This is a genomic window from Endozoicomonas sp. Z74, assembly GCF_057680865.1.
Genome location: NZ_JBLYZI010000076.1, coordinates 1 through 21,020 on the forward strand (window position 1 = coordinate 1; position 21,020 = coordinate 21,020).

22 protein-coding genes are annotated in these 21,020 nt (G+C 52.8%); 11 read left to right on the top strand and 11 right to left on the bottom strand.

Going from position 1 to position 21,020, the window contains the following annotated elements; genetic code table 11:
* Positions 1 to 289 precede the first annotated feature (289 nt).
* Both ACNRUY_RS18670 and ACNRUY_RS18675 read left to right on the top strand, forming a co-directional pair.
* Entirely contained in the window at positions 290 to 880 is a 591-nt protein-coding gene (locus ACNRUY_RS18670; protein WP_488113167.1) for a hypothetical protein, read from the top strand.
* A gap of 121 nt (positions 881 to 1,001) precedes the next feature.
* A complete protein-coding gene (locus ACNRUY_RS18675) occupies positions 1,002 to 1,175 on the top strand; it encodes a hypothetical protein (RefSeq protein ID WP_488113168.1) in 174 nt (57 codons plus the stop codon).
* Positions 1,176 to 1,240: 65 nt separating this feature from the next.
* On the opposite strand, the gene ACNRUY_RS18680 is transcribed toward ACNRUY_RS18675, so the two are convergent.
* Complete coding sequence (locus ACNRUY_RS18680) at positions 1,241 to 1,774, bottom strand: YfaZ family outer membrane protein (protein WP_488113169.1); 534 nt, start codon at positions 1,772 to 1,774, stop codon at positions 1,241 to 1,243.
* A 129-nt stretch (positions 1,775 to 1,903) separates the two neighbouring features.
* Positions 1,904 to 3,247, bottom strand: a complete 1,344-nt coding sequence (locus ACNRUY_RS18685; protein WP_488113170.1) for a sodium-dependent transporter — start codon at positions 3,245 to 3,247, stop codon at positions 1,904 to 1,906.
* Positions 3,248 to 3,751: 504 nt separating this feature from the next.
* On the opposite strand from ACNRUY_RS18685, the gene udp reads away from it, so the two are divergent.
* Positions 3,752 to 4,522, top strand: coding sequence for a uridine phosphorylase (gene udp / locus ACNRUY_RS18690; RefSeq protein ID WP_488113171.1), 771 nt, complete (start codon positions 3,752 to 3,754; stop codon positions 4,520 to 4,522).
* Positions 4,523 to 4,585: 63 nt separating this feature from the next.
* On the opposite strand, the gene ACNRUY_RS18695 is transcribed toward udp, so the two are convergent.
* The 5 genes from ACNRUY_RS18695 to ACNRUY_RS18715 all read right to left on the bottom strand — a co-directional run bounded on the left by ACNRUY_RS18695 (position 4,586) and on the right by ACNRUY_RS18715 (position 8,994).
* Positions 4,586 to 5,209 carry a PqiC family protein gene (locus tag ACNRUY_RS18695; protein ID WP_488113192.1) on the bottom strand — a complete coding sequence of 208 codons (624 nt, stop codon included), beginning with the start codon at positions 5,207 to 5,209 and terminating at the stop codon, positions 4,586 to 4,588.
* Complete coding sequence (locus ACNRUY_RS18700; RefSeq protein WP_488113172.1) at positions 5,209 to 6,180, bottom strand: MlaD family protein; 972 nt, start codon at positions 6,178 to 6,180, stop codon at positions 5,209 to 5,211. Before ACNRUY_RS18700 ends, ACNRUY_RS18695 begins: the two co-directional genes overlap by 1 nt.
* A 6-nt stretch (positions 6,181 to 6,186) precedes the next feature.
* Entirely contained in the window at positions 6,187 to 6,954 is a 768-nt protein-coding gene (locus tag ACNRUY_RS18705) for an ABC transporter ATP-binding protein (protein WP_488113173.1), read from the bottom strand.
* A gap of 2 nt (positions 6,955 to 6,956) precedes the next feature.
* Positions 6,957 to 8,075 carry an MlaE family ABC transporter permease gene (locus ACNRUY_RS18710; protein WP_488113174.1) on the bottom strand — a complete coding sequence of 373 codons (1,119 nt, stop codon included), beginning with the start codon at positions 8,073 to 8,075 and terminating at the stop codon, positions 6,957 to 6,959.
* An 88-nt stretch (positions 8,076 to 8,163) separates the two neighbouring features.
* A complete protein-coding gene (locus tag ACNRUY_RS18715) occupies positions 8,164 to 8,994 on the bottom strand; it encodes a phytanoyl-CoA dioxygenase family protein (protein ID WP_488113175.1) in 831 nt (276 codons plus the stop codon).
* 102 nt (positions 8,995 to 9,096) lie between these two features.
* Between ACNRUY_RS18715 and ACNRUY_RS18720 the strand changes: the two genes are divergently transcribed.
* Positions 9,097 to 9,849 carry a metallophosphoesterase family protein gene (locus ACNRUY_RS18720; protein ID WP_488113176.1) on the top strand — a complete coding sequence of 251 codons (753 nt, stop codon included), beginning with the start codon at positions 9,097 to 9,099 and terminating at the stop codon, positions 9,847 to 9,849.
* A gap of 88 nt (positions 9,850 to 9,937) precedes the next feature.
* Here the strand turns inward: ACNRUY_RS18720 and argR are convergent, their stop codons facing one another.
* Complete coding sequence (argR, locus tag ACNRUY_RS18725) at positions 9,938 to 10,396, bottom strand: transcriptional regulator ArgR (RefSeq protein WP_488113177.1); 459 nt, start codon at positions 10,394 to 10,396, stop codon at positions 9,938 to 9,940.
* 108 nt (positions 10,397 to 10,504) lie between these two features.
* Here argR and ACNRUY_RS18730 point away from each other — a divergent pair, with 108 nt between their 5' ends.
* The 5 genes from ACNRUY_RS18730 (at position 10,505) to ACNRUY_RS18750 (ending at position 14,425) form a co-directional block, all read left to right on the top strand.
* Positions 10,505 to 11,239: an ATP-binding cassette domain-containing protein gene (locus ACNRUY_RS18730; RefSeq protein ID WP_488113178.1), complete on the top strand. Its 735-nt coding sequence runs from the start codon at positions 10,505 to 10,507 to the stop codon at positions 11,237 to 11,239.
* Between the two features lie 35 nt (positions 11,240 to 11,274).
* Positions 11,275 to 12,054 (top strand): lysine/arginine/ornithine ABC transporter substrate-binding protein, encoded by a 780-nt coding sequence (locus tag ACNRUY_RS18735; RefSeq protein WP_488113179.1) that lies wholly within the window; start codon positions 11,275 to 11,277, stop codon positions 12,052 to 12,054.
* A gap of 93 nt (positions 12,055 to 12,147) precedes the next feature.
* The gene (gene artQ / locus ACNRUY_RS18740; RefSeq protein WP_488113180.1) at positions 12,148 to 12,828 is read left to right on the top strand and encodes an arginine ABC transporter permease ArtQ; all 681 of its coding nucleotides are present in this window, start codon (positions 12,148 to 12,150) and stop codon (positions 12,826 to 12,828) included.
* Positions 12,825 to 13,493 (top strand): arginine ABC transporter permease ArtM, encoded by a 669-nt coding sequence (gene artM, locus ACNRUY_RS18745; RefSeq protein ID WP_488113181.1) that lies wholly within the window; start codon positions 12,825 to 12,827, stop codon positions 13,491 to 13,493. Before artQ ends, artM begins: the two co-directional genes overlap by 4 nt.
* 35 nt (positions 13,494 to 13,528) lie before the next feature.
* On the top strand, positions 13,529 to 14,425 hold the full coding sequence (locus tag ACNRUY_RS18750) for a D-hexose-6-phosphate mutarotase (protein WP_488113182.1): 897 nt from the start codon (positions 13,529 to 13,531) through the stop codon (positions 14,423 to 14,425).
* 44 nt (positions 14,426 to 14,469) lie between these two features.
* On the opposite strand, the gene ACNRUY_RS18755 is transcribed toward ACNRUY_RS18750, so the two are convergent.
* Positions 14,470 to 16,533 carry a homeobox domain-containing protein gene (locus ACNRUY_RS18755; RefSeq protein WP_488113183.1) on the bottom strand — a complete coding sequence of 688 codons (2,064 nt, stop codon included), beginning with the start codon at positions 16,531 to 16,533 and terminating at the stop codon, positions 14,470 to 14,472.
* Between the two features lie 84 nt (positions 16,534 to 16,617).
* Positions 16,618 to 17,244 (bottom strand): TetR/AcrR family transcriptional regulator, encoded by a 627-nt coding sequence (locus ACNRUY_RS18760; RefSeq protein ID WP_488113184.1) that lies wholly within the window; start codon positions 17,242 to 17,244, stop codon positions 16,618 to 16,620.
* 180 nt (positions 17,245 to 17,424) lie between these two features.
* Here ACNRUY_RS18760 and ACNRUY_RS18765 point away from each other — a divergent pair, with 180 nt between their 5' ends.
* Together ACNRUY_RS18765 and ACNRUY_RS18770 are read left to right on the top strand one after the other, a co-directional pair.
* Positions 17,425 to 18,264, top strand: coding sequence for a crotonase/enoyl-CoA hydratase family protein (locus ACNRUY_RS18765; RefSeq protein ID WP_488113185.1), 840 nt, complete (start codon positions 17,425 to 17,427; stop codon positions 18,262 to 18,264).
* Between the two features lie 74 nt (positions 18,265 to 18,338).
* A complete protein-coding gene (locus ACNRUY_RS18770; protein WP_488113186.1) occupies positions 18,339 to 20,354 on the top strand; it encodes an oxidoreductase in 2,016 nt (671 codons plus the stop codon).
* Between the two features lie 222 nt (positions 20,355 to 20,576).
* Here the strand turns inward: ACNRUY_RS18770 and ACNRUY_RS18775 are convergent, their stop codons facing one another.
* The gene (locus tag ACNRUY_RS18775) at positions 20,577 to 20,900 is read right to left on the bottom strand and encodes a hypothetical protein (RefSeq protein WP_488113187.1); all 324 of its coding nucleotides are present in this window, start codon (positions 20,898 to 20,900) and stop codon (positions 20,577 to 20,579) included.
* Between the last annotated feature and the right edge of the window lie 120 nt (positions 20,901 to 21,020).

Sequence of the window (21,020 nt, forward strand, 5' to 3'; positions counted from 1 at the left end):
CCGGAAATACCTTGTGCATCACCGGCAATGGGTGAGGGCGGCAGAGTTTTATGGAGGACACCGATCTGCTCTGGGGACATCATGGGTATGGACTTCAGGATGTCTTGGAATTGCTGAGGTTTCATGGCTGGAACTCCACTTTACACGACAATTCTCATGCTCAGGGAGTATAGACCATGTTAGCAACATTTAATTTGAACAGCGCCGGAGCAGGGTTTTTAACCTGATCGAGCAAAAAAGACAATCACTGATAAAAAACCTGCAGCTTTCTTTTGAGGAAGCAGACCAAGTGAATAACAGGCTCATACGCGGTTTCCTGAGAAAAAAAATGAAAAGCAGGTCACTGGAAAGCTGGCAGTCTACCGTCAGAATTGCAACGGATTACAAAAGAACACCGGGCGCAGGTTCAACATTTCGCCCTGCTCGAATGGCCTCCGGGCTTCCTGCCTTTGCTGTGAACACTTCCAGCAAATCCACCAAACCCGTGATTCTGGATTTCACTAACATCGGCACCCATGCTTCTGAGATAATTAAGCAACACCTTCAAACGATAACTGGCGACCAGCAGAGCTCAATTGAGCAAGAGGATATTGAAAAAATGTTCTCATATTTTATTCATTGGATTAACTCACATAACAGCAACCTAGACAATCCCTACCGTATATTCCACAATGATTATGACTGTTTAACCAGGCTGAACCCCGACCCAGCCATAAATAATATCGAAGATCTGGTCGACAGCTGCCATCTTTTTTATGGCTATCAAAAAGCATCTCTCTCACAAGAAGATATACAAACCCTGGCCAGCGAACCTTCTGCCGTTGTTATACAAAAGGATAAACTCCTTGAGCTACTAAAGGAGTTTCTTGATTTACATTAAAATACCACTCTCATGGACCTCTTACAGTCACCGAAAGATATAAAGAATCACTTTAATCCCCTCTGAACAATGGGGTAAAATCAAACTGTAGATTGATAAAATCCTGATTGAGAGAGTCACTGTGAACCTGATCACTATTCTTCTATTACTGTTTATCTGCCTGTTTATAGTGGTTAAACTCACCGAGCGCTTTGGCCGCCCCATGGATGCAGAAAAACAGTCAAAGCTTTCCCGTATTGCCCTGATTTTGATTGCCGTTATGCTGGTAGCCAGACTGATCAATGAGGTGATGTAATCCCGGCTACCCATGGTAAAGGGCTCTTTGAGAATCTTCCCTGATTCTCAGCAACCTGCCTCAGGTTAAATTTTGAACGTTAACCCGATAAAGCCCCCGTCATGGAGGGTCTTGTCACCGTTACGGGTATTGAACCGGACATTCCTGTAACCCAGATAGAGATCCGCCGTGGGGAACGGGCTGAATACCAGGCGCCCGCTGTACTGTTTCAGATTATCGATATCATTAAACGACAGAACACTGGGTGAGTAGAAAAACTCACCTTCCAGCCTCATTTTCTGGCCAAAATGAAAAGCCAGCATACCACCCGGGGCAAAACCCCAACCTTCAGAGCTGTCTTTAAGATCTGAAGCAAAGGCCTTAACGCCAACACGGCCACTGATGGCACCGGAACGCCCAGTTGCATAGAGGCCACCATTCAACATGTGGCCATTATCCTCATGGTACAGAAAAGAACCAGAAGCAACAGCGGATTCGCCCATTTGCAGGGCCATCCCGGCATCCACGGTTTTTTCACTGATGGCCAGATCAATATCAGCGGCCATGGCCTGGCTGCAGGCCAGAAAACCACCCAGGACCAACGCGGCACTTTTTTTCATTCCAAACCCTTTGATTGATAATGGAGGAAAAATCAGCGCCCGATTATAAGACCATAGTCCCGTTAAAATAGGATTCCTTACAATCCTTACACAACGACTACAAGTGGAGAGCAAAAGCCTGATCGCGGCTCAAAATAATTGCCCAAACAGCACCAGAAGAAGCAATAAAGGGCTGACCAGACGAATCAGCCACTGCCAGACAAACAGCTGCCAGCCGGTTTGTCCCAGCAGCTCCCTGAGCAATCGACGCTCAAGCACATTCCCGGCAAAATAAAGAATCAGCAACCCGGTCACCGGTAATAAAATCTGGGTGGCAAACGCGGTATAGACATCAAACAGGCTTTTATCCGGCAGTGGTGCAACCTCCTTCCAGATATTAAAAGACAGCATGGGTATGACTCCCGCCAGCCAGACAATCAGGCCTGCCATCACAGCGCCTCTCGCCCGTCTTCCAGCTCCAGCCAACCGGGAAGTCATCACCACCAGAGGTTCCGCCAGATTGACAGAAGAAGTCCAGACCGCCATCACCAGTAACAGAAAGAAAAGAGGCAACACCCATTCTCCCAGAGGCATGGTCGCCAGCGCCACCGGCAGAGTAATAAACATCAGGCCGGGGCCCCCGGCAGCATCCAGGTTTTCAGTGAACACCACCGAAAAAGTAGCGACCCCCACCATAACCGCCACCAGTACATCCAAGCCGGCAACCACTACAACCGCCCTGACCACCGACTGTTTTGCCGGCATATAGGCACCATAAGCCGTAAGACAGCAGGCTCCAATGGCCAGAGTGAAAAACGCATGCCCCATGGCTTCCAGAAGCACCCCACCGGTCACCGCCTCAGGTCTGAAGGCAAACAGATAATCAATGGCCAGGGAGAAACCACTGAAGCCACTGGCATACATCACCAGAACCATCAGAATCAGGTACATCAGGGGCATTAACAGATTATTGAGCCGCTCAATGCCCCGGGACACAGAACGTCCACTGATGGCCATGGTCATGGCAATAAACAGGGTATGAAAGAGAAGCATATAACCCGGGGACTGCAGGAGCTGGTCAAATACGGCGGAGGCCTCGCTGGCACTGCTGGCTTGCAATCCCCCTGTCACAGACAGAAACAGATAATAAAGAATCCAGCCGGACACTACGCTGTAAAAGGACAGGATCAGGGTAGCGGCCAGAGTACCGAGCCAGGCCACCTTGCCCCAGTGGCGACTGCGCCCTGCAGCCCCTGCCAGCTGCCTGAAACTGGTAGCAGGAGAGGCCCGGCCGGCTCGGCCAATGACAATCTCGGCAATCATCACCGGCAACCCCAGCAGGACCACAAACAGTAAATAGAGCAGAAAAAAAAGGCTGCCACCGTTTTCACCGGCAATGTAGGGAAACCGCCAGATATTACCCAGTCCAATGGCGGCGCCGGCAATCGCCAGTATAAAAGCCGAGTTTGACGTTATTCTTTGTTCCTGGCTCATAAAACACTTATGTCATTAAGTAATATTGCATTTCATCATAGCTGTTAAACAAACAGGTTCCAAACCCCCCCTTGTCCATGCAAAGTCCTATTAAGTGCCAGAGACATTTTTTCAAGAGTGTTTTGTCATTTTCTAAAAAGGACCATTAAGTAAACCTATCGCCCAGAGGCTTGCTAATGACCTTAAAATAAGCACCTGATTTAAACCTGGCCAATGCTCTGAACGCTCTTTGACAAAAGATCCGCTATTTGCATCTTTCAAAATAATTCACTATGCCTTGATTCAAAATCATGACAACTGCTATTTATTCTAACAGTGTCTTATTTCATCGGAATCCGCCAATGCGCTTATGATGTTAATCTCCACCTTAATGTTGATAAAAATCAATACAGTTATTACATTTTAGAGGTTTTAGAGAAAAACCACTGACTCTATTCCCCCAACGCCTTCACTTATCTTTATAATTTCAGTGTCTGCTTTTTATTCAAGTTAAAGGAGCTCCTGATGTCCAACAGCGAAGTCTTTCACCTTGGTCTGACCCGTGAAGACCTGCAGGGCGCAGAACTGGCCATCATCCCCGGTGACCCTGAACGGGTTCGTCGGATTGCCGAACAGATGGATAACCCCTGTCAACTGGCCAGCCTTCGGGAATTCACCTCATGGCGGGGAGAGCTTGAAGGTAAACCGGTTGTGGTTTGTTCAACGGGTATCGGAGGCCCCTCCACATCCATTGCCGTTGAGGAGTTGGCTCAGCTGGGTATTCGTACATTCCTTCGGGTAGGAACATCCGGGGCCATTCAGCCCCATATCAACGTAGGGGATGTGATTGTCACCACCGGTTCAGTTCGCCTGGATGGCGCCAGCTCCCACTTTGCCCCCATGGAATACCCGGCCGTGGCCAACTTTGAATGCACCCGGGCCATGGTCGACGCCGCAAAAGCCCGGGGACTGGACTGCTACACCGGTATCACCGCCTCCAGCGATACCTTCTACCCTGGCCAGGAGCGTTACGATACCTTTACCGGCCGAATCCGCAAAGACTACCAGGGGCTGATGAAAGAGTGGCAATCCATGGGCGTGCTGAACTATGAGATGGAATCGGCCACGCTGCTGACCATGTGTGCCAGCCTGGGGCTTCGGGCAGGTTGTGTCGCCGGGGTCATCGTTAACCGGACCCGGAATGAAACTCCGGACACAGCGACACTGGCCAGTGTTGAAATCAATGCTGTTGGCTCCGTTATAGACGCCGCACGCCTGCTGCTCAAACAGCCTTGAGCTGAATAAACAGCCTTGAGCGAATGTCGCGAAAAGCATTGGAGTGAAGGGAGCTGCTTGCCGTTAAAGGGCCTCCCTGATCTCTTCTGCCAGCTCACCCCACGCCTGGCTTAAAGCCACTGCAATAGAGTCCGCTCCCTGGCCAGGCCCCATAGAGTTTGGATGCAAGGGCGCCGAGTAGACCTTTTCAACCTCAACTGGCCGTTCCCGGTCGGCGCCATCCAGCTTCCAGAAAACCTCAAGCTGAAGCGTTCCATCCACAATAGCAATGGAGTGAACTTCAATAGCGACAATCGCTTCAGGTCGGGCACTGCGAATCCACGGACCTGCGGAGACCGGGCTTTCTGTCAGACGTCTCAGGTTTTTCACCATAATCCGGGTGAGGGACTCGGGCAGGGGCTCTCCCCAGCGATCGTTGTCGTGACGAATCAGGCGAACGCCGCCATCGCTGAAGGTCAGGTTCTTCTGGTCCAGCCACAGGGGTACCCTGACCGGCTCAACCCCCAGAGAAAGGGTTGATGAGGGCGCTACTCTGGCTTCTGAACTGCCGGAAACCGCTTTAGCTGAAGCATCCTGAAGCGTGTAATAGCGGTATTGTGGAGCACTGGCACAACCACCCAGTATCAATAGAATCAGCCCCACCACAAAAGAGTGTCGTTTACCCTTCATTGAGCCTTTGTACTCCATCACCGGGCTACCTCCTTTCTGCCAAATAAAACGGAATCTGGCTCCCTTTCCAGCATCCCCGCCAGCCCTTCAATGGCCCGGGAGGCCCGGCTGATATCCCTGGAACTCTGCTCCAGCTGATAGATCAACGGGGAGTCACTGGCCAGGGTATCCCCCATCACCACCAGCGTATCCTGCATCACCTTCATGGATTGCTGCATTTGCTCCAGGGTCACCTGAAGCTGCCGGTTGGTGGCCGGTAACTCCTGGTTCAGTTGCTGGCTCAACAACTGGATACTGGAGGATATAGCCGCAAACTCCTGACGGATCCCCCCCATACTGTCACTCATATCCCGGGACATTTTCTCCATACCCACAAAGGCGCTGTTCACATTCACCACCAGATTCTGGAGCTTATCGTCTCCCGTTAACGTGGCCAGGTTATCCAGTACTTCATTGAGCCTTTCCGCCATACTGGCCAGGTTGATGTTTTCCAGCTTTTTCAGGATTTCCTCAAGGTTGTTGGGCACCGTTGGGATCTGGGCATATTGGGTTTTAACCGGCTGAACCATGGGCGGACTGTCAAAAAAGTCCACCTCCACATACAGCAATCCGGTCAGCACACTCTGTAGACCGAGCCTGGCGGCCAGTCCCCGGTGAAGCAGCTCATCCATCAGTTCCGTCTCTTCTGCCTCATTCTGCTGAACAATCGTGTCCGGATAGATATCCACCACCACCGAGTTCAGAACCCGCCGGTGGTTCGCATACAGCTTGGTTTTGATATTGGCCACTTCACCAATTTTCACACCCCGCAGAGTAACCGGGGCACCAATGTTCAGCCCCTTGATAGAGCTGTCAAACAGCAACTCATAACGGCGAGCCTCCTTGGAAGAAAAACCGTTGCCACTGATAAACAGCACCAGGGCAATGGTCATGGTCGCCACCAGGATCACGAACAGTCCAACCGACGCGGCAACTGCTTTTTTACTCATGCTTTCTCATACCTCGGTCTGTTCGGAACACTCACCCCGGGACAGGAACTCCCTGACCCGGTGATGAGAACTATGCTGAAGCAACTGAAGGGGGGCTCCGGTATCCAGCTGGGTTTTCGTCCGGGCATCCAGAAAAATGCCGTTGGTGCCAATGGCAAAGATACTGGCCAGCTCATGGGTGACAATAACAACGGTGGCGCCGGTTGAGTCCCGCAGCTGCAGAATCAGGTCATCCAGCCGCCGGGCACTGAGAGGATCCAGCCCCGCGGAAGGCTCATCAAAAAACAACACCTGGGGGTCCAGTGCGATGGCCCTGGCCAGACCAGCCCGCTTGCACATGCCCCCACTGATCTGGGAAGGGTAAAAATCTTCATAGCCCGCCAGCCCCACCAGCGCCAGCTTGTAATGAACCAGCTCCGCCGTCTCTTTGGCAGAAAGGTGGGTGTACTGCTCAATAGGCAGCGCCACATTCTCCGCCAGGGTCCGGTCACTGAACAGCGCTCCTCCCTGATAAGTCACCCCCCAGCTTTTTCGCATCTCCAGCTGGTCCCGGGCAGCCGCTGTAAAATAACTTTTTCCCTGGAACAGGATATCCCCTTCCGCCGGCTGATAAAGGCCAATCATATGCTTGAGCAACGTGCTTTTGCCACAGCCACTGCCCCCCATGATGACAAAAATATCCCCCCGCTGGATTCGAAAATTCAGGTTGGACTGAATCAGATTCTGGCCATACTTCATGGTCAGGTGACGGGCTTCAATGGCAATCTCATCCATGGTCATATGCCCAGATGGTAAAACAGGATATTCAACCCGGCATCGGCAATCACCAGATAAATAATGGCGGTCACCACCGCAGTGGTGGTTGCCTGGCCAACCGCCGCTGAAGAGCGCCCGCAGGCCAGTCCCGCCCGGCACCCGGCAACGGCAATCAGTTTGGCAAATATCAGACTTTTAAACACCCCCGTAAGAATATCCCCCACACTGATGGCCTCCGTCAGCTGGTAAAGGTACATTCGCCAGGTCATCTCCATACCGGTCGCCACCAGTCCACCTCCCAGCATGCCCAGGACATTGCTGTATAGGCACAGCAACGGTATGCAGAACACCAGGGCCAGAGTCCTGGGCAGCACCAGATAGTCCACCGGCTCCAGCCCCAAAGTAGTGAGGGCATCAATTTCTTCGTTAACTTGCATGGTACCCAGCTGCGCGGCATAGGCAGCCCCGGTTCGCCCGGACATAATAATGGCCGTCATCAGGGCTCCCATCTCCCGCACCATGCCGATGGCCACCAGATTCGACACATAGACTTCCGCACCAAACTGCCTCAGCTGAACCATGCCGAGATACGCCAGAATCATCCCCACCAGAATGCTCTGCAGCGTGATGATGGCTAACGCAGAAGGCCCCGCCTGATGACAGAACGACAGGATATCAGCCCAGCGGGCAGAGCCTCGCCCTGACAGCCAGCGTAGAAACGCCAGAGTCAGATCACCGGTGAATGCCAGAAAGTCAACCACTTCCTCCCGGATATGCCTGGCCTTATTCAGCAACCACTGCAGCCTGCCCGTTTTTGCTTCCGCCACCGATCGGTTAGCAGGCACGGCAGTGGCCAACTGAAACAACTGAACCACTTCCTCCGGCATATCCACCAGTTCCAGCTGACATTGATACTGCTCACAGAGGCGCTGGCAGGCCATTAAAAAAGCCATCAGCCTTGAGTCCCAGGCAAAAAAATCCCCTGCTACCAGGCACAAAGTGGCGAACTGGCCACCCGTGAGAAGGTCTTCCAGCGGTTGAAGTGAAGGAATGGGATGCTCCATCAGCCAGCTTCCCTGTAAAAGGGCCTCCGCCCTTGGGCGAGACTGCTTTTGCAGTACCAGTGTCGCCTGCTTCATGGTACTCCGGGTCTAAGGCGTCTGAAGATGTAAAGGAAGATGATACTAACAGGAATGCCTGAAATAGTTCAGAAAAATCCACTACACGCTACTTGACGAGCGTGATGACTTCACCACTGCCTTTCCCGGGATACTGGACATGGTTGGCCCCCGGACAGGCAAACCCGTTAATAAACGCCCTTCTTGCCCGGCTCGAACGGTTTTCCTCACTGAAGTGCACCAGATAGGGGTGAAAGAACACCGTATCCCCGGGACTCAACTGCAGTAAGAAAGGCTTTCCATGTTTTCCGGAAGCATATTCACGGCTCAACGCGGGATTCCCCTTAACCGGCTTGTGGTCATGGTGTGACCCCGGAAAGACAAACAGCCCCCCGTTTTCCCTGGTCATGGGGTCAATAGCCACCATCGTCTGAACAAAGCTGCCATTGCCTTTGACATCCTCCCAGTTCGGGTCGAAAGAGCGCCGGTGATCCACATCCCGGTGCAGGTCAAATCGAACCCGGTCTCCCGGAAGCTTGGGGTGGATCTGGTTGATCAGGTGACTGGCCTTCTGGCTTTCCAGTAGCTGGGCCACCGGTACGGTAAGGCAGGGTTGCCTGCCCATTGCCAGCAGTTTCGGGTATCGAGCCCCGACCCAGACAATACGAAGCAGTGACTGAAAGCCCGGGCCAAACACATAAACGGATCCTTCCGAGGTGATTTTTCTTTCAACAGCAGCGGCGGCTGATAACCTCCAGGCCCCGTCAATGGCTTTCTGGACCTGCTGCTCCAGCAGGGTAAACTGGCTGTTCTGGCACAGTCCCTTCACTACCAGATACCCATCCCTGGCATACGACGACAGCTGATCACGGGTCAGTTCATGGGCAGGGTTAAAACCGGGCATCATCAGCATAACAGTGAAAACCAGCCATCGAGTCATCAAAGAGAACACCTGAGTTTGAAGTGATGTTTTCGCAGTAAACAGGGTATGCTCCCCTATCAAAAACACAACTCACAACAACCGATTGAACAACAAAAATCCATGACCCGATTCGCCGTACTGTCAGACATTCATGGCAATGTCTGGGCCCTTGAGGCCGTCCTGTCACACGCCCGAAGCAAAGGTGCAGGCCGTTTCATCAACCTGGGCGACACTCTCTATGGCCCCCTTGCCCCCCGTGCCACTTATGAGCGGGTTCAGTCAGAAAACATCATCACCATCAGGGGAAACCAGGACCGTCAGATTTATGAAGCCACTCAGGATGAGGTTGCCGCGAATCCGACGCTGCAATTTATTCTGGCCGACCTGGGTCCGGAACCACTGACCTGGATGCGGGACCTGCCTCCAGTAATGTCCCTGACAGAAGGACTGTTTATCTGCCATGGCACCCCGGACAATGATTTGATTTACCTGCTGGAAGATGTTTCTTCAGGCAGCCCACAGGTCCGGTCTGATGCTGAACTATCAGACCATCTCCAGGGCATTTCAGAAAGGATGGTTCTGTGCGGGCATACTCACATTCCCAGAGTGATCCAACTCAATAGTGGCCAGCGGGTGGTTAACCCGGGCAGTGTCGGACTGCCCGCCTACTATGACGATCACCCGGTTCCCCATGCCATGGAAACCTTCAGTCCTATGGCGTCCTATTGCATCATTGAGTCATCTGAGGCTGGCTGGCAGGTTGAGTGTTTTAAAGTGCCTTACGACATTAACAAGGCAGTTTCAGCGGCACTGACCCGGGGAAGAAACGACTGGGCATTGGCACTACAGACAGGGCGTTCTGTCGTGGGCTAATGCCCTATTGCGCTTCGCTGTGCTCAGCAGCAACCTACTGTATTCCAGAAGTTGCAGAAGAATGTTGTAATGCCTTCAGGTTGAGCAACTACTGAAACAACCCGGAAATACTGCCGGTGATTTCATCAATATCCTTCACATCCGTGGGCACCACCAGAATGGTGTCATCTCCGGCCACACACCCCAAAACGCCCCCTTTTATGCCCAGGGAGTCCAGCAACCGGGCGATCATCTGGGCGGCGCCGGGGCTGGTTTTGATCACAATCATGGCACCGTTGTGATCTATTTCTTCCACCAGATCTTTGACGGCGATGCTGGAATCCATTTTTCCAAGCTCCGGTGGCAGACAATACACCAGCTCATTCAAGGCATTACGAGCCCTAACCGCCCCAAACCGCCCGAGCATACGGGACACTTTCGACTGGCTGATGCTCTCAAACCCCTGTTCCTGCAGTTGGGCAACAATCTGGCTCTGGGAGCCACACCGCTCCTCTTTTAACAGCTGGCGGAAAGAGCGGACTAATTCATCCTGTTTCTGGCTCGTCATAAGGGTTAGTATTCCTGACCAAGTGAATATTTATGCATATTATACTTGATTTTACCCACTTTTATGTAAGAGAATTCCCCCATAGAAACGGAAAAGACGATTCAGGCAATGGGCATCGTAGTACAGAGCCTAAGCAAATCCTTTGGTGGCCAGCCGGTCCTGAAGGATATCAGCTTTCGCATATCAAAAGGTGAAACCACCGTCTTACTTGGCTCCAGCGGTGCCGGCAAGAGTACCTTGCTGCGCATGCTCAACCTGCTGGAGACCCCTGACACCGGACAACTTGAAATTGCCGGCATGTCCTTCGATTTCCAGAAAAAAGCCGACAAGCACCTGCATAAACAGGCATGCGCCCTCAGGCGTAAAGTCGGCATGGTATTCCAGCAATACCACCTCTGGCCCCATATGACCGTACTGGACAATCTGACAGAAGCACCCACCCTGCAAGGCCTTCCCAAAGAAGAGGCTCGGGAGAAAGCCCGGGGTCTGCTGGAGCGCATGGGATTGCCCGACAAAGCCGACGCCTGGCCATCCTCCCTCTCCGGAGGCCAGCAACAGCGGGTTGCTATCGCCAGGGCCCTGATGCTCTCCCCGGATGTGCTGCTGTTTGATGAACCCACTGCCGCCCTGGACCCGGCCATTACCAACCAGGTGGTTGAGATCATCAATGAGCTGAGGGATTCCGGCATCACCATGGTGGTGGTCACCCACGAAGTGGATTTCGCCCGGAAAATCGCCAGCCGGGTAGTCTATCTGGAGGACGGCAGGATTGTCGAGGAGGGGACTTCCGAACACTTTGCCCGGCCACAGACCGACGCATTCAAGGCGTATCTGCAGCACTGAAGACGAACTGAAGCTCAAGAGGTAAAAAGAAGCTTATGAAAAAGATACTGACCACCCTGACACTGGGCGCCACCATCGCCATGGCTGCAGGCCAGGCCCAGGCGGAAGACAGCATCCGTTTTGGGATGGAAGCCACCTACCCTCCCTTTGAGTTCCTCAATGACAAGAATGAGCTCACCGGGTTTGATATTGACCTGGCCAACGCCCTTTGCGAGGAACTCCAGGCCAAGTGCAGTTTTAACAATCAGCCCTTTGACAGCCTGATCCCGGGTCTCAAGTTCCGTCGCTTTGACGCCATTATTTCCGGAATGGACATCACCCCGGCCCGGCAGGAGCAGGTGGATTTCACCCAGCCCTATTATGAAAACTCCGCGGTCTTCATCGCTGCCCGCCCATCCGGAAAAAAGGCCGGCATCATCAGCCAGGAAGACCTCAAGGGCAAAACCATTGGTGTGCAGAATGGCAGCACCCACCAGGCCTACGTCATTGACAAACTGGAGAAGCAGGGCGTCAAGGTTCGCCCTTACGACAGTTATCAGAACGCTTTGCTGGATATGACCAACGGTCGACTGGATGCTGTGTTTGCTGACACCGCCGTCGCCCGGGAGTGGCTGGAGACCAAGGCCCAGGGTAAATTCCAGGTGGTCGGAGATGAAATCAGAGATCCGGATTACTTTGGCATTGGTATGGGCATTGCCGCCCGTAAAGGCGACCCGCTGGTCAGCAAACTGAATGCCGCCCTGGCCAAAGTCAAACAGGACGGCACCTACCAGAAACTGTACAACAAATACTTTCAGGCTGGTGCGAAAAACTGATCCATTGGATCCCGATCTGGCAGCCTGCTGAACCCGCGACAGGCTGCCAGGGTAGGCATCACTGACAATATAGAAGACGATAGAGAGGTAATTGTGGGCCTGACAGCTCTGTTTGCACAAGCCACAGGAATGACCCTGGGTTTGGCATTGTCATCCCTGGTACTGGGTCTGGCGCTCGCCATAGTGTTTGCCCTGGCTGAGCTGAGCCGCTTCCGCCCACTGGCTATAGTCACCAGCGCCCTGGTCACCGTACTGAGAGGACTGCCTGAAATCCTCGTGGTGTTTTTCATCTATTTTGGTTCCACCCATGCCCTGTTTCTGCTGACCGACCAGTATATTGAAGTCAGCCCTTTCCTGGCCGGCACCATTGCCCTGTCGTTAATCTACTCAGCCTACGCCTCACAAACGCTTCGGGGTGCTTTTCTGGCGGTTCCTGCAGGACAGATAGAAGCCGCAAAAGCCCTTGGCATCGGCAATGCCCGTTGCTTTTTACGGGTCACTCTGCCCCAGGCATGGCGACATGCCCTGCCTGGCCTCGGCAACCAGTGGCTGGTTCTGCTCAAAGATACCGCCCTGGTGGCACTGATTGGCGTTCATGACCTGCTGCACCAGGCGAAAATGACCTCTGCCAGCACCTATGAACCCTTTACCTGGTATGGGGTTGCCGCCCTTATTTATCTGGCCATTACCCTGGTCAGCCAGCAGTTCCTGAATCAAATGAAACAACGTTCCAGCCGTCACCTGCCATCTACTCACCAGGAGGCAACCCAATGAACATGAGTTATCTCCCGGAGCTACTGAAAGGACTGGGGACAACCCTGGAGCTGACCCTGGCCAGCCTGCTGGCCGGCCTGGTCATGGCAATGGTGTTCACCATTATCCTGACCCTGAAACTCCGCCCCCTGACCTGGCTGGTCAAACTGCAGATCCTGCTGTTCACCGGCACCCCACTGCTGGTGCAGATTTTCCTGGTCTATTACGGACCGGCCCAGTTTGAGTGGATCAAAGAAAGCAGTCTCTGGCCCGTTCTCAGCCAACCCTGGTTCTGCGCCATGCTGGCCCTGGCCCTGAACAGCGCCGCCTATTCCACCCAGTTATTCAAGGGAGCCATTGATGCGGTACCCGCCAGTGACTGGGAAGCCTGCCTGGCTCTGGGCATGACTCGCAGCCAGGCATTATTAAGAGTGGTATTACCCCACGCCATCCGGCGGGCGCTGCCCGCTTACGGCAACGAAATCATTCTGGTAATGAAAGGCTCCTCCCTGGCCAGCACCATTACCCTGATGGATCTGATGGGTTATGCCGCCCGGCTCAATGCCCGTACTTATGATACCCTGACGGTCTTCACCATGGCGGGCTTGATCTATCTGGTAATGACCGGCATCCTGACGCTCGTCGTACGCCTTCTGGAGCGTAAAGCACTGGCCTTTAGCCGATAGGCCAGCCTCCCCCATTATCCTCAGGATCCGTTCAGATGTTGGAAGCGTTATCCGTAGCAAAAAAACTGGGCTCCTTTATCAGCCTCTGCTCTCTCAATGAGTTGTCCGTTCTGCAAATCAGCCATCCGAAAGCGGAAGCGGCCATTTCTCTCCACGGAGGGCACCTGATTCAGTTCCGCCCCGCCGGGGAAAAAGACGTTATCTGGCTCAGCGACAAAGCCCTCTTTCGCAAGGACAAAGCCATTCGTGGTGGGGTTCCGGTCTGCTGGCCCTGGTTCGGGCCATTGGCCAGCCCCTCCCATGGTTTTGCCAGAATCAGCCAGTGGCAACTGCTGGATCACCAGGAAAGCGAACAGGAGGTGGTCATAAAGTTAATCCTTCTGTCATCCCCGGAAACCCGGGACATCTGGCCTCACGATTTTTCCGCGACCCTGACGTTTACCATCAGCGACACCCTGAATATTGACCTGGAAGTCACTAACACCGGCCAGCAGCCGTGGCAGTGGAGTGGTGCCCTTCACACCTATTTCAATATTGGAGAAGCCGCCGCAACCCGGATTACCGGAATGGGTGATGATTACCTGGACAGTCTGCAAGGCAACCAGCCCTCCAACTCCAGCGAACCATTGCTGATTAGCCAGTCCATTGACCGGGTTTATATCGCACCCTCAAACCCGGTCAGTATTCATGACGCCGCTAACCAGCGAACCATCGTCGTTAACAACAGCGACCATAACTCAGTGGTCATCTGGAATCCCTGGGAGGAAATAAGCGCAACCATGGCTGATATGGACGACCATGGCTATAACACCATGGTCTGTGTTGAGGCGACCCATTTTGTCAGTACTATGGATGAGCGTATGGTTCTGGGGCCAGGACAGAGCCATCGATTGAGCACCCATATCTCTGTTTCATCTTCGGCAGACACTTAGCCTCTTTTAAGAAAGGCTGACCCGACACTCCCCGGGATCAGCCTTTACTCACCCGTTCCAGCAGGGCTAAAGCAATCAAAAGGAGGCAGGCGATCCTCATCACAATGAACACTGCTATCAGCCATACCTACCTGACTTGAACTCTTCTTTTCTTTTTGTCGTCGATTTTGAAACCAGGTCCTAACCTGCTTTTTTGTCAGCCCGATTTTCGTGCCAATCGTTTCACATTCATCAGGAGGTGGGCTTTTATCCTGTTCAAAATGGTTTTCCATAACGGATATCTGAACAGCACTGAAAGAGCTTCGAGAGCTCCTTCTCTGCCTTGCTATAGGGCCAGGTCTCTTTCCTCTCTGCCATCTCTCACCATTTACCTGGCCTGGAGTTCCCTCGACATTTGTCATAACCGAATTGCCATAGCCAGTCCACTCTACAGATCCTTGCCATCCGGAAACCGTACTGGCCGATGCACTACCTGTAGCCAGCCCGGAAACTCTTTGAGAATTGGGGTCCCAACTGGATGCCAGATCAGGTCGAGCAGGTGCTGAATGATACCAGCGCATGTTTGAAATGGATTGCCAGGCTGGTAGTGAAAGGGAGCGGTCCGGTTGCAATCCTGTAGCTGACACCCCATCTCCCTGATGCTGGGAGTAGGGTCGCTGCCAATAATCAGGAAGTTGATTCCAGTCCGCTCCAAAAGATTGGCGTCGTGAATGATAAGCCGATTCATTAAACCGCCTTACAGGCGTTCCCAGAGTGATCGAACCATAATCAGCAGGTGATCGTAAACGTGGGTACGGATAATAAACAATGGGAAGCCCAGTCGTTCCGCCACCTCTTCTGTAAGAATTTGAGTGAGCTAGAGGAGGGGAGTGTATTATCTCTATCTGGCGAGGCATGGGCAGTATGGCGGACTGTACTCTTGATGCAATGGCATCGGAACATGTCGTTTGATTCATTTCCATTGATCCCTGATTCTCACTGCACGCAACATCCGCCAGTAAATCAGGCGAACTCAACTCCTGGGGTTGACTTAAACCGGAAGAACTGACCTTCTCTTCATTCTCTCTGGCCTCTTCTCTACCAGAATTCATGACCAGATTAAGGGCTTGATCAGAAGCCACCTCCTGCACATTACCTATATTCCCCTCGTTACTATCGTCAGTAACTGACACCTCACTGACCACCCCTGAGTCCTCAGAGTCAGAGAAAGAGCGTTCCTGGTCTTCATGGGAAGAACCAACACTATCCTCATCCGAAACTTCCTCACCCTTCTGACCATCATTACCTAGAGGTGAGGCACCAAAAACCACCCAAACCTCTAGCTGCTGAACAGGGTTTTGGTCTGCTTTATAACCGGAATAGGAGGTCATCTCACGAATCACCGCCAAAAGATCATCATGATGCTTGCCCTGACAACTCCCACGCACCTCGTCCGGGAAAAACCGGGTTACTTCAACTTTTCCTGTTTTATCAAGTACGATATCAATGGACTCACCTGTAGGCGGCAGCAGGCAACGGATAGCACCTTTTTTATGATCAAAGCACTGGTGCCGGGCTGCATTTATATCCAGGACCTCATGATGACCAGTGCTGATAATCACCTCATCAGGGCAACCAGAATCCTCTTCATCCGATGAAAGTGCCATGAGTTTAAGGCTTTTTGAAACGAGATCATGGGCATTGCTTTGAAACAGATGCGAATACCCACGATCACCCAGCCTCAACAATAAGTCGCCACGGCTGCTGATAAACAGGGATTCCCCCCACCTACTCCCGCCAGAAAAAGAAAACGGAGTGCCTTTGGCCACATTAATAAAAGAGCCCCCGGATACCTCAAGGAAAGATGACGATCCCAAGGCCATTACTTTTTCATATTTTACAGGGATGGAAGCTTCTGCCCCATGCTCTTCTGCTAATGGCTGTATTGATGGCAAGGGGGCACCATGAAAACGCCCCTCATAAACGGGTTTGTCAAAAAGAGTCTTTGCCATAAAAGCCTGAACATATCCATCTAACCCTGAATAAAACAGAAATGGAGTACCAGCCACAGATAATGGAAAAAAGAAGACCAGCAATCCAGTGAACGCCACTTGAGAATATCGTTTCATCTACAGTCCCTTAACCCTTGGAACTGGATGTATATAGCAGATATATAAGGAGCTATCTGATTATTGCCCTTCGAGGTACAGCACTCAGCAGCACCTGACTCCTGCAATCATCATCTTCACCGCATTGAGACTCATGCTGTCGACAGATTCTCGGTCCAGATAGATGCCATCATTGATTAAGCGGCTCATGCCGTGCAAAGTACTCCAGCTCACCTGGGCCAGGCGCAGACAGTCCACCTTTTCAGAAAATACCCCCAGGCGTTGCCAGGTACGGATAAATTCCACATAACTCTGGAAACAGGCTGAGGATTCCCTTTTCAAAGACTCCGTGGGTTCCCCGTTTTTCCAGACCGGACGGCCAAACATCAGGTCATACTCTTCCTGATGCTGCTGGGCAAAATCAAGATAGTTACGGACAAAAGCAATCAGCCACTGCTCTATGTCCACAGGCTTCTGCTCCAGCAGACTGGCAAAGTGCAGCCTCCAGCGCTGAAACCCCTGCTCGGCAATGGCACAGAGCAGTGCATTTTTATCCCTGAAATGGTGATAGGCTGCCGTCCGGGATACGCCTACCCTTTCAGCCAGGCTTCGCATGGACAAACCTTCAACCCCGACCTCACTGATCATCCGGGTCGCTTCCTGCACCAGGCTCTGCTGAAGATTACCATGGTGGTAGTTCTTCTGGGCGCGCGCTTGCTTTCTATCTGTCATTCGTCGTCCGTCTGGCCATCAACAGAAATAAATCCCACACAAAGTGTGTTGAAACAATCTTGACACCGTCAAAATACCTCTTTATCTTGACAGCGTCCAGATAATATAAATTCAGTGTCGTCTGCGGATACTCAAAAGAGACGACACAGAGACAATAACAACTTATTCAGGTCTGTATTCATGAGCTACACCACTCTCCGGGTCGAGATTAAAGACCACATCGCCCAGGTTGTACTGAATCGTCCCGATAAACTCAACGCCATGAACCGCGAATTCTGGCTGGAGTTCCCCGCCGCCCTCAGAGCCATTGATGAAGAAGCCAGCGCCCGGGTGGTGGTGATCTCCGGAGAAGGTCGCCTGTTTTCTGCCGGTATGGACCTCAGCGTTTTCATGTCCCCTTCGAAAAAGCTGATTTCCGGTGATCCGGGTCGACGCAGTGAAAACCTGCGACGCACCGTTCTCCAGCTGCAGGACAGCTTCAACGCCCTGGAGCAGATTCGCATCCCGGTTCTGGTGGCGGTGCACGGTGGCTGTATTGGCGCCGGTATTAACCTGATCAGCGCCTGCGACTGCCGATACGCAACCGAAGATGCCTACTTTTGCATTAAGGAAACAGAGCTGGGCATGACCGCCGACGTGGGTGTCCTGCAACGTCTGCCAAAACTGATCCCCGAAGGGCTGGTGCGGGAAATGGCTTATACCGCCCGGAAACTTCCAGCCAGCGAAGCGATCCGGTCAGGGCTGGTCAATGCCGTTTATCCTGATAAAGAAACCCTGCTCAGGGAAGTAATGGATATTGCCCGACAGATAGCCAGTCACTCCCCCCTGGCCGTGGCAGGCAGTAAGGAAATGATTAACTTTGCCCGGGATCATTCCGTTGCCGATAGCCTGAAGTATATGGCTGCCTGGCAGGGTGGCATGTTTCAGCCCGGAGAAATGATGAAGAGTTTTCAGGCCAAAATGCAGAAGTCTGAACCGGAATATGACGATCTCTGGCCTGTGGAAGCCCCCTTTTCCTGAAAGGGCAGACAGTTGCCTAAAGCAAAAGATGCCCATAACAAAAGAAAACGATTCGGATAATAAAGGAAAACACCATGCCTTCTCCCTACCCACACCTGCTGGCTCCCCTGGACCTTGGCTTTACCACCCTGAAAAACCGGGTTCTCATGGGGTCCATGCACACCAACCTGGAAGAGCAGCCCAACGGTTTTAAACGGCTGGCCGCGTATTTTGCCGAACGGGCGGCCGGAGGTGTCGGCCTGATTGTTACCGGAGGCATAGCCCCGAATCAGGAAAGTGGGGGAATGCCCGGTGCCGCCATTCTGAAAACCAGGGAGGATGTAGACCTCCACCGTGAAGTCACCCAGGCAGTGCACGACGCGGGTGGTAAAATCTGCATGCAGATCCTTCATACCGGCCGCTATGGCTATCACCCCCAGAACATTGCCCCCAGTGCCATCCAGGCCCCCATCAACCCTTTCAAGCCCAAAGCACTCTCCAGTGAAGAGGTTGACCAGCAGATTAACGACTTTGTCAATTGCACTGCCCTGGCCAAAGAAGCAGGCTACGACGGCGTTGAGATCATGGGATCGGAAGGCTACTTCATCAACCAGTTCATTGCCACCCGGACCAACCAGCGTGACGACCAGTGGGGCGGAGCCTATGAAAACCGTATCCGACTGGCCGTTGAAGTGGTTCGCCGCACCCGTGAAAAAGTGGGTGAGAATTTCATTCTGATCTACCGCCTGTCCATGCTCGACCTGGTGGAAGGGGGCAGCAGCTGGAACGAAATTGTCCAGCTGGCCGGTGAAATCGAACAGGCCGGCGCCACCATCATTAATACCGGTATTGGCTGGCATGAAGCCAGAGTGCCCACCATTGCCACAATGGTTCCCAGAGCCGCCTTTACCTGGGTAACCGCCCGTATTCGCAAAGAGCTGAACATTCCAGTCATCACGTCAAACCGGATCAACATGCCGGAAACCGCTGAAGAAGTGCTGGCCCGTGGTGATGCGGACATGGTTTCCATGGCACGCCCCATGCTGGCTGACCCGGAATGGGTGAACAAGGCGGCAGCAAACCGGGCCGATGAAATCAACACCTGCATTGGTTGTAACCAGGCCTGCCTGGATCATGTTTTCTATCTGAAGCCGGTCAGCTGTCTGGTCAATCCAAGAGCCTGTCATGAGACCGAGCTGAACTATCTGCCCGCAGAAACCCCGAAAAAACTGGCTGTGGTGGGGGCTGGCCCTGCAGGCATGGCTTTTGCGACAACCGCCGCTTACCGGGGCCATCAAGTCACTCTGTTTGATGCCGCGGATAAAATCGGTGGCCAGTTCAACATTGCCAAAACCGTTCCCGGCAAAGAAGAATTTGAAGAAACCCTCCGTTACTTCCAGCGCCAGATTGAATTAACCGGTGTGGAGTTAAAGCTCAATCACAGAGTATCCAGAGATGAGCTGGAAGCCGGTGACTTTGACGAAGTGATCATTGCCACCGGTATTACCCCGAGAACACTGGATATCGATGGCATAGGCCATGAAAAAGTACTGAGCTACCTGGATGTGTTCAAGGGGGCTCCGGTAGGCCAGAAAGTGGCGGTGATTGGTGCCGGCGGTATCGGCTTTGACCTGTGTGAGTTGATCACCCAGGAAGGTCCTTCCAGCAGCCTGGATATACCCACCTTCATGAAAGAATGGGGCGTAGACATGTCCCTGGAAAACCGGGGCGGTCTGCTGAAAGCCGCAGAACACCCCACAACCACCCGAGAGGTTTACCTGCTGCAGAGAAAGAAAAGCAAACCCGGTTCAGGCCTCGGCAAGACCACCGGCTGGATTCACCGCTCCTCACTGGCCAGCCGCGGTGTCCGGATGATCCCTTCCTGTGAATACCATAAAATCGATGATCAGGGCCTGCACCTTGCCATTGATGGCAAAGAGCAGTTACTGGAAGTGGATAATGTCATCATCTGTGCAGGACAGGAGCCCATGCGGGAACTGGCGGACGGCCTCAGCAAACCCACCCACCTGATTGGCGGTGCCGATGTTGCCGCTGAACTGGATGCCAAGCGGGCCATCAACCAGGGCTGTCGACTGGCTGCCGAGATCTGATGACACCCTCACCCAAACCCTCTCCCGGTGAGTGAGAACGTTAAAAATTGCGCCGTCAACACCCTCTCCCTCCGGGAGAGGGTCGGGGTGAGGGAAAACGGTTAATCATTCACAGCAGGAATTTACCTGGAGAGGTGTTCACTCGTTGAGTGTGATGAAACCACATGCCATAAAGGCATTGTAATCTCATGCTCTGACAAAAGTACGTGCCTGTGAGCACGGTCAGTCTTTAGCCGCTTCCTCTTCTACCCGCTTACAGCTCCAACCCCAGCCTTCCTGCTTTTTAACAAAGCTGGCAGCCTCTGATTCGCAGTATCCCGCTTCATAGTTTGCCTTCCAGAGCGTTTCTGACACCTTGTCTTTGCCCATTTCTTCCTTGGTATAACGAACTTCACAGGGAACCGCTGACTCACGCTGCAGGTAAACCACCTCAATGGTCCGGAGATCTCTGTCGTGGCGGCACTCATAGCTATAACTGTCATTAGCTGACGCCATCATTGCCGAGCCAGACAGTGCAATAGCGCCCAACCATAATCCTGTTTTCATCCGCTCCCTTCCTTAATTTTAAAAACTGCTCGTCAGTTACGCCCTTTATGCCTAGGTAGCCAAAACCGGCGAACAGGCGATAACCGCGTAGAAAAATGGGATCAATTTACCACAGCCCTC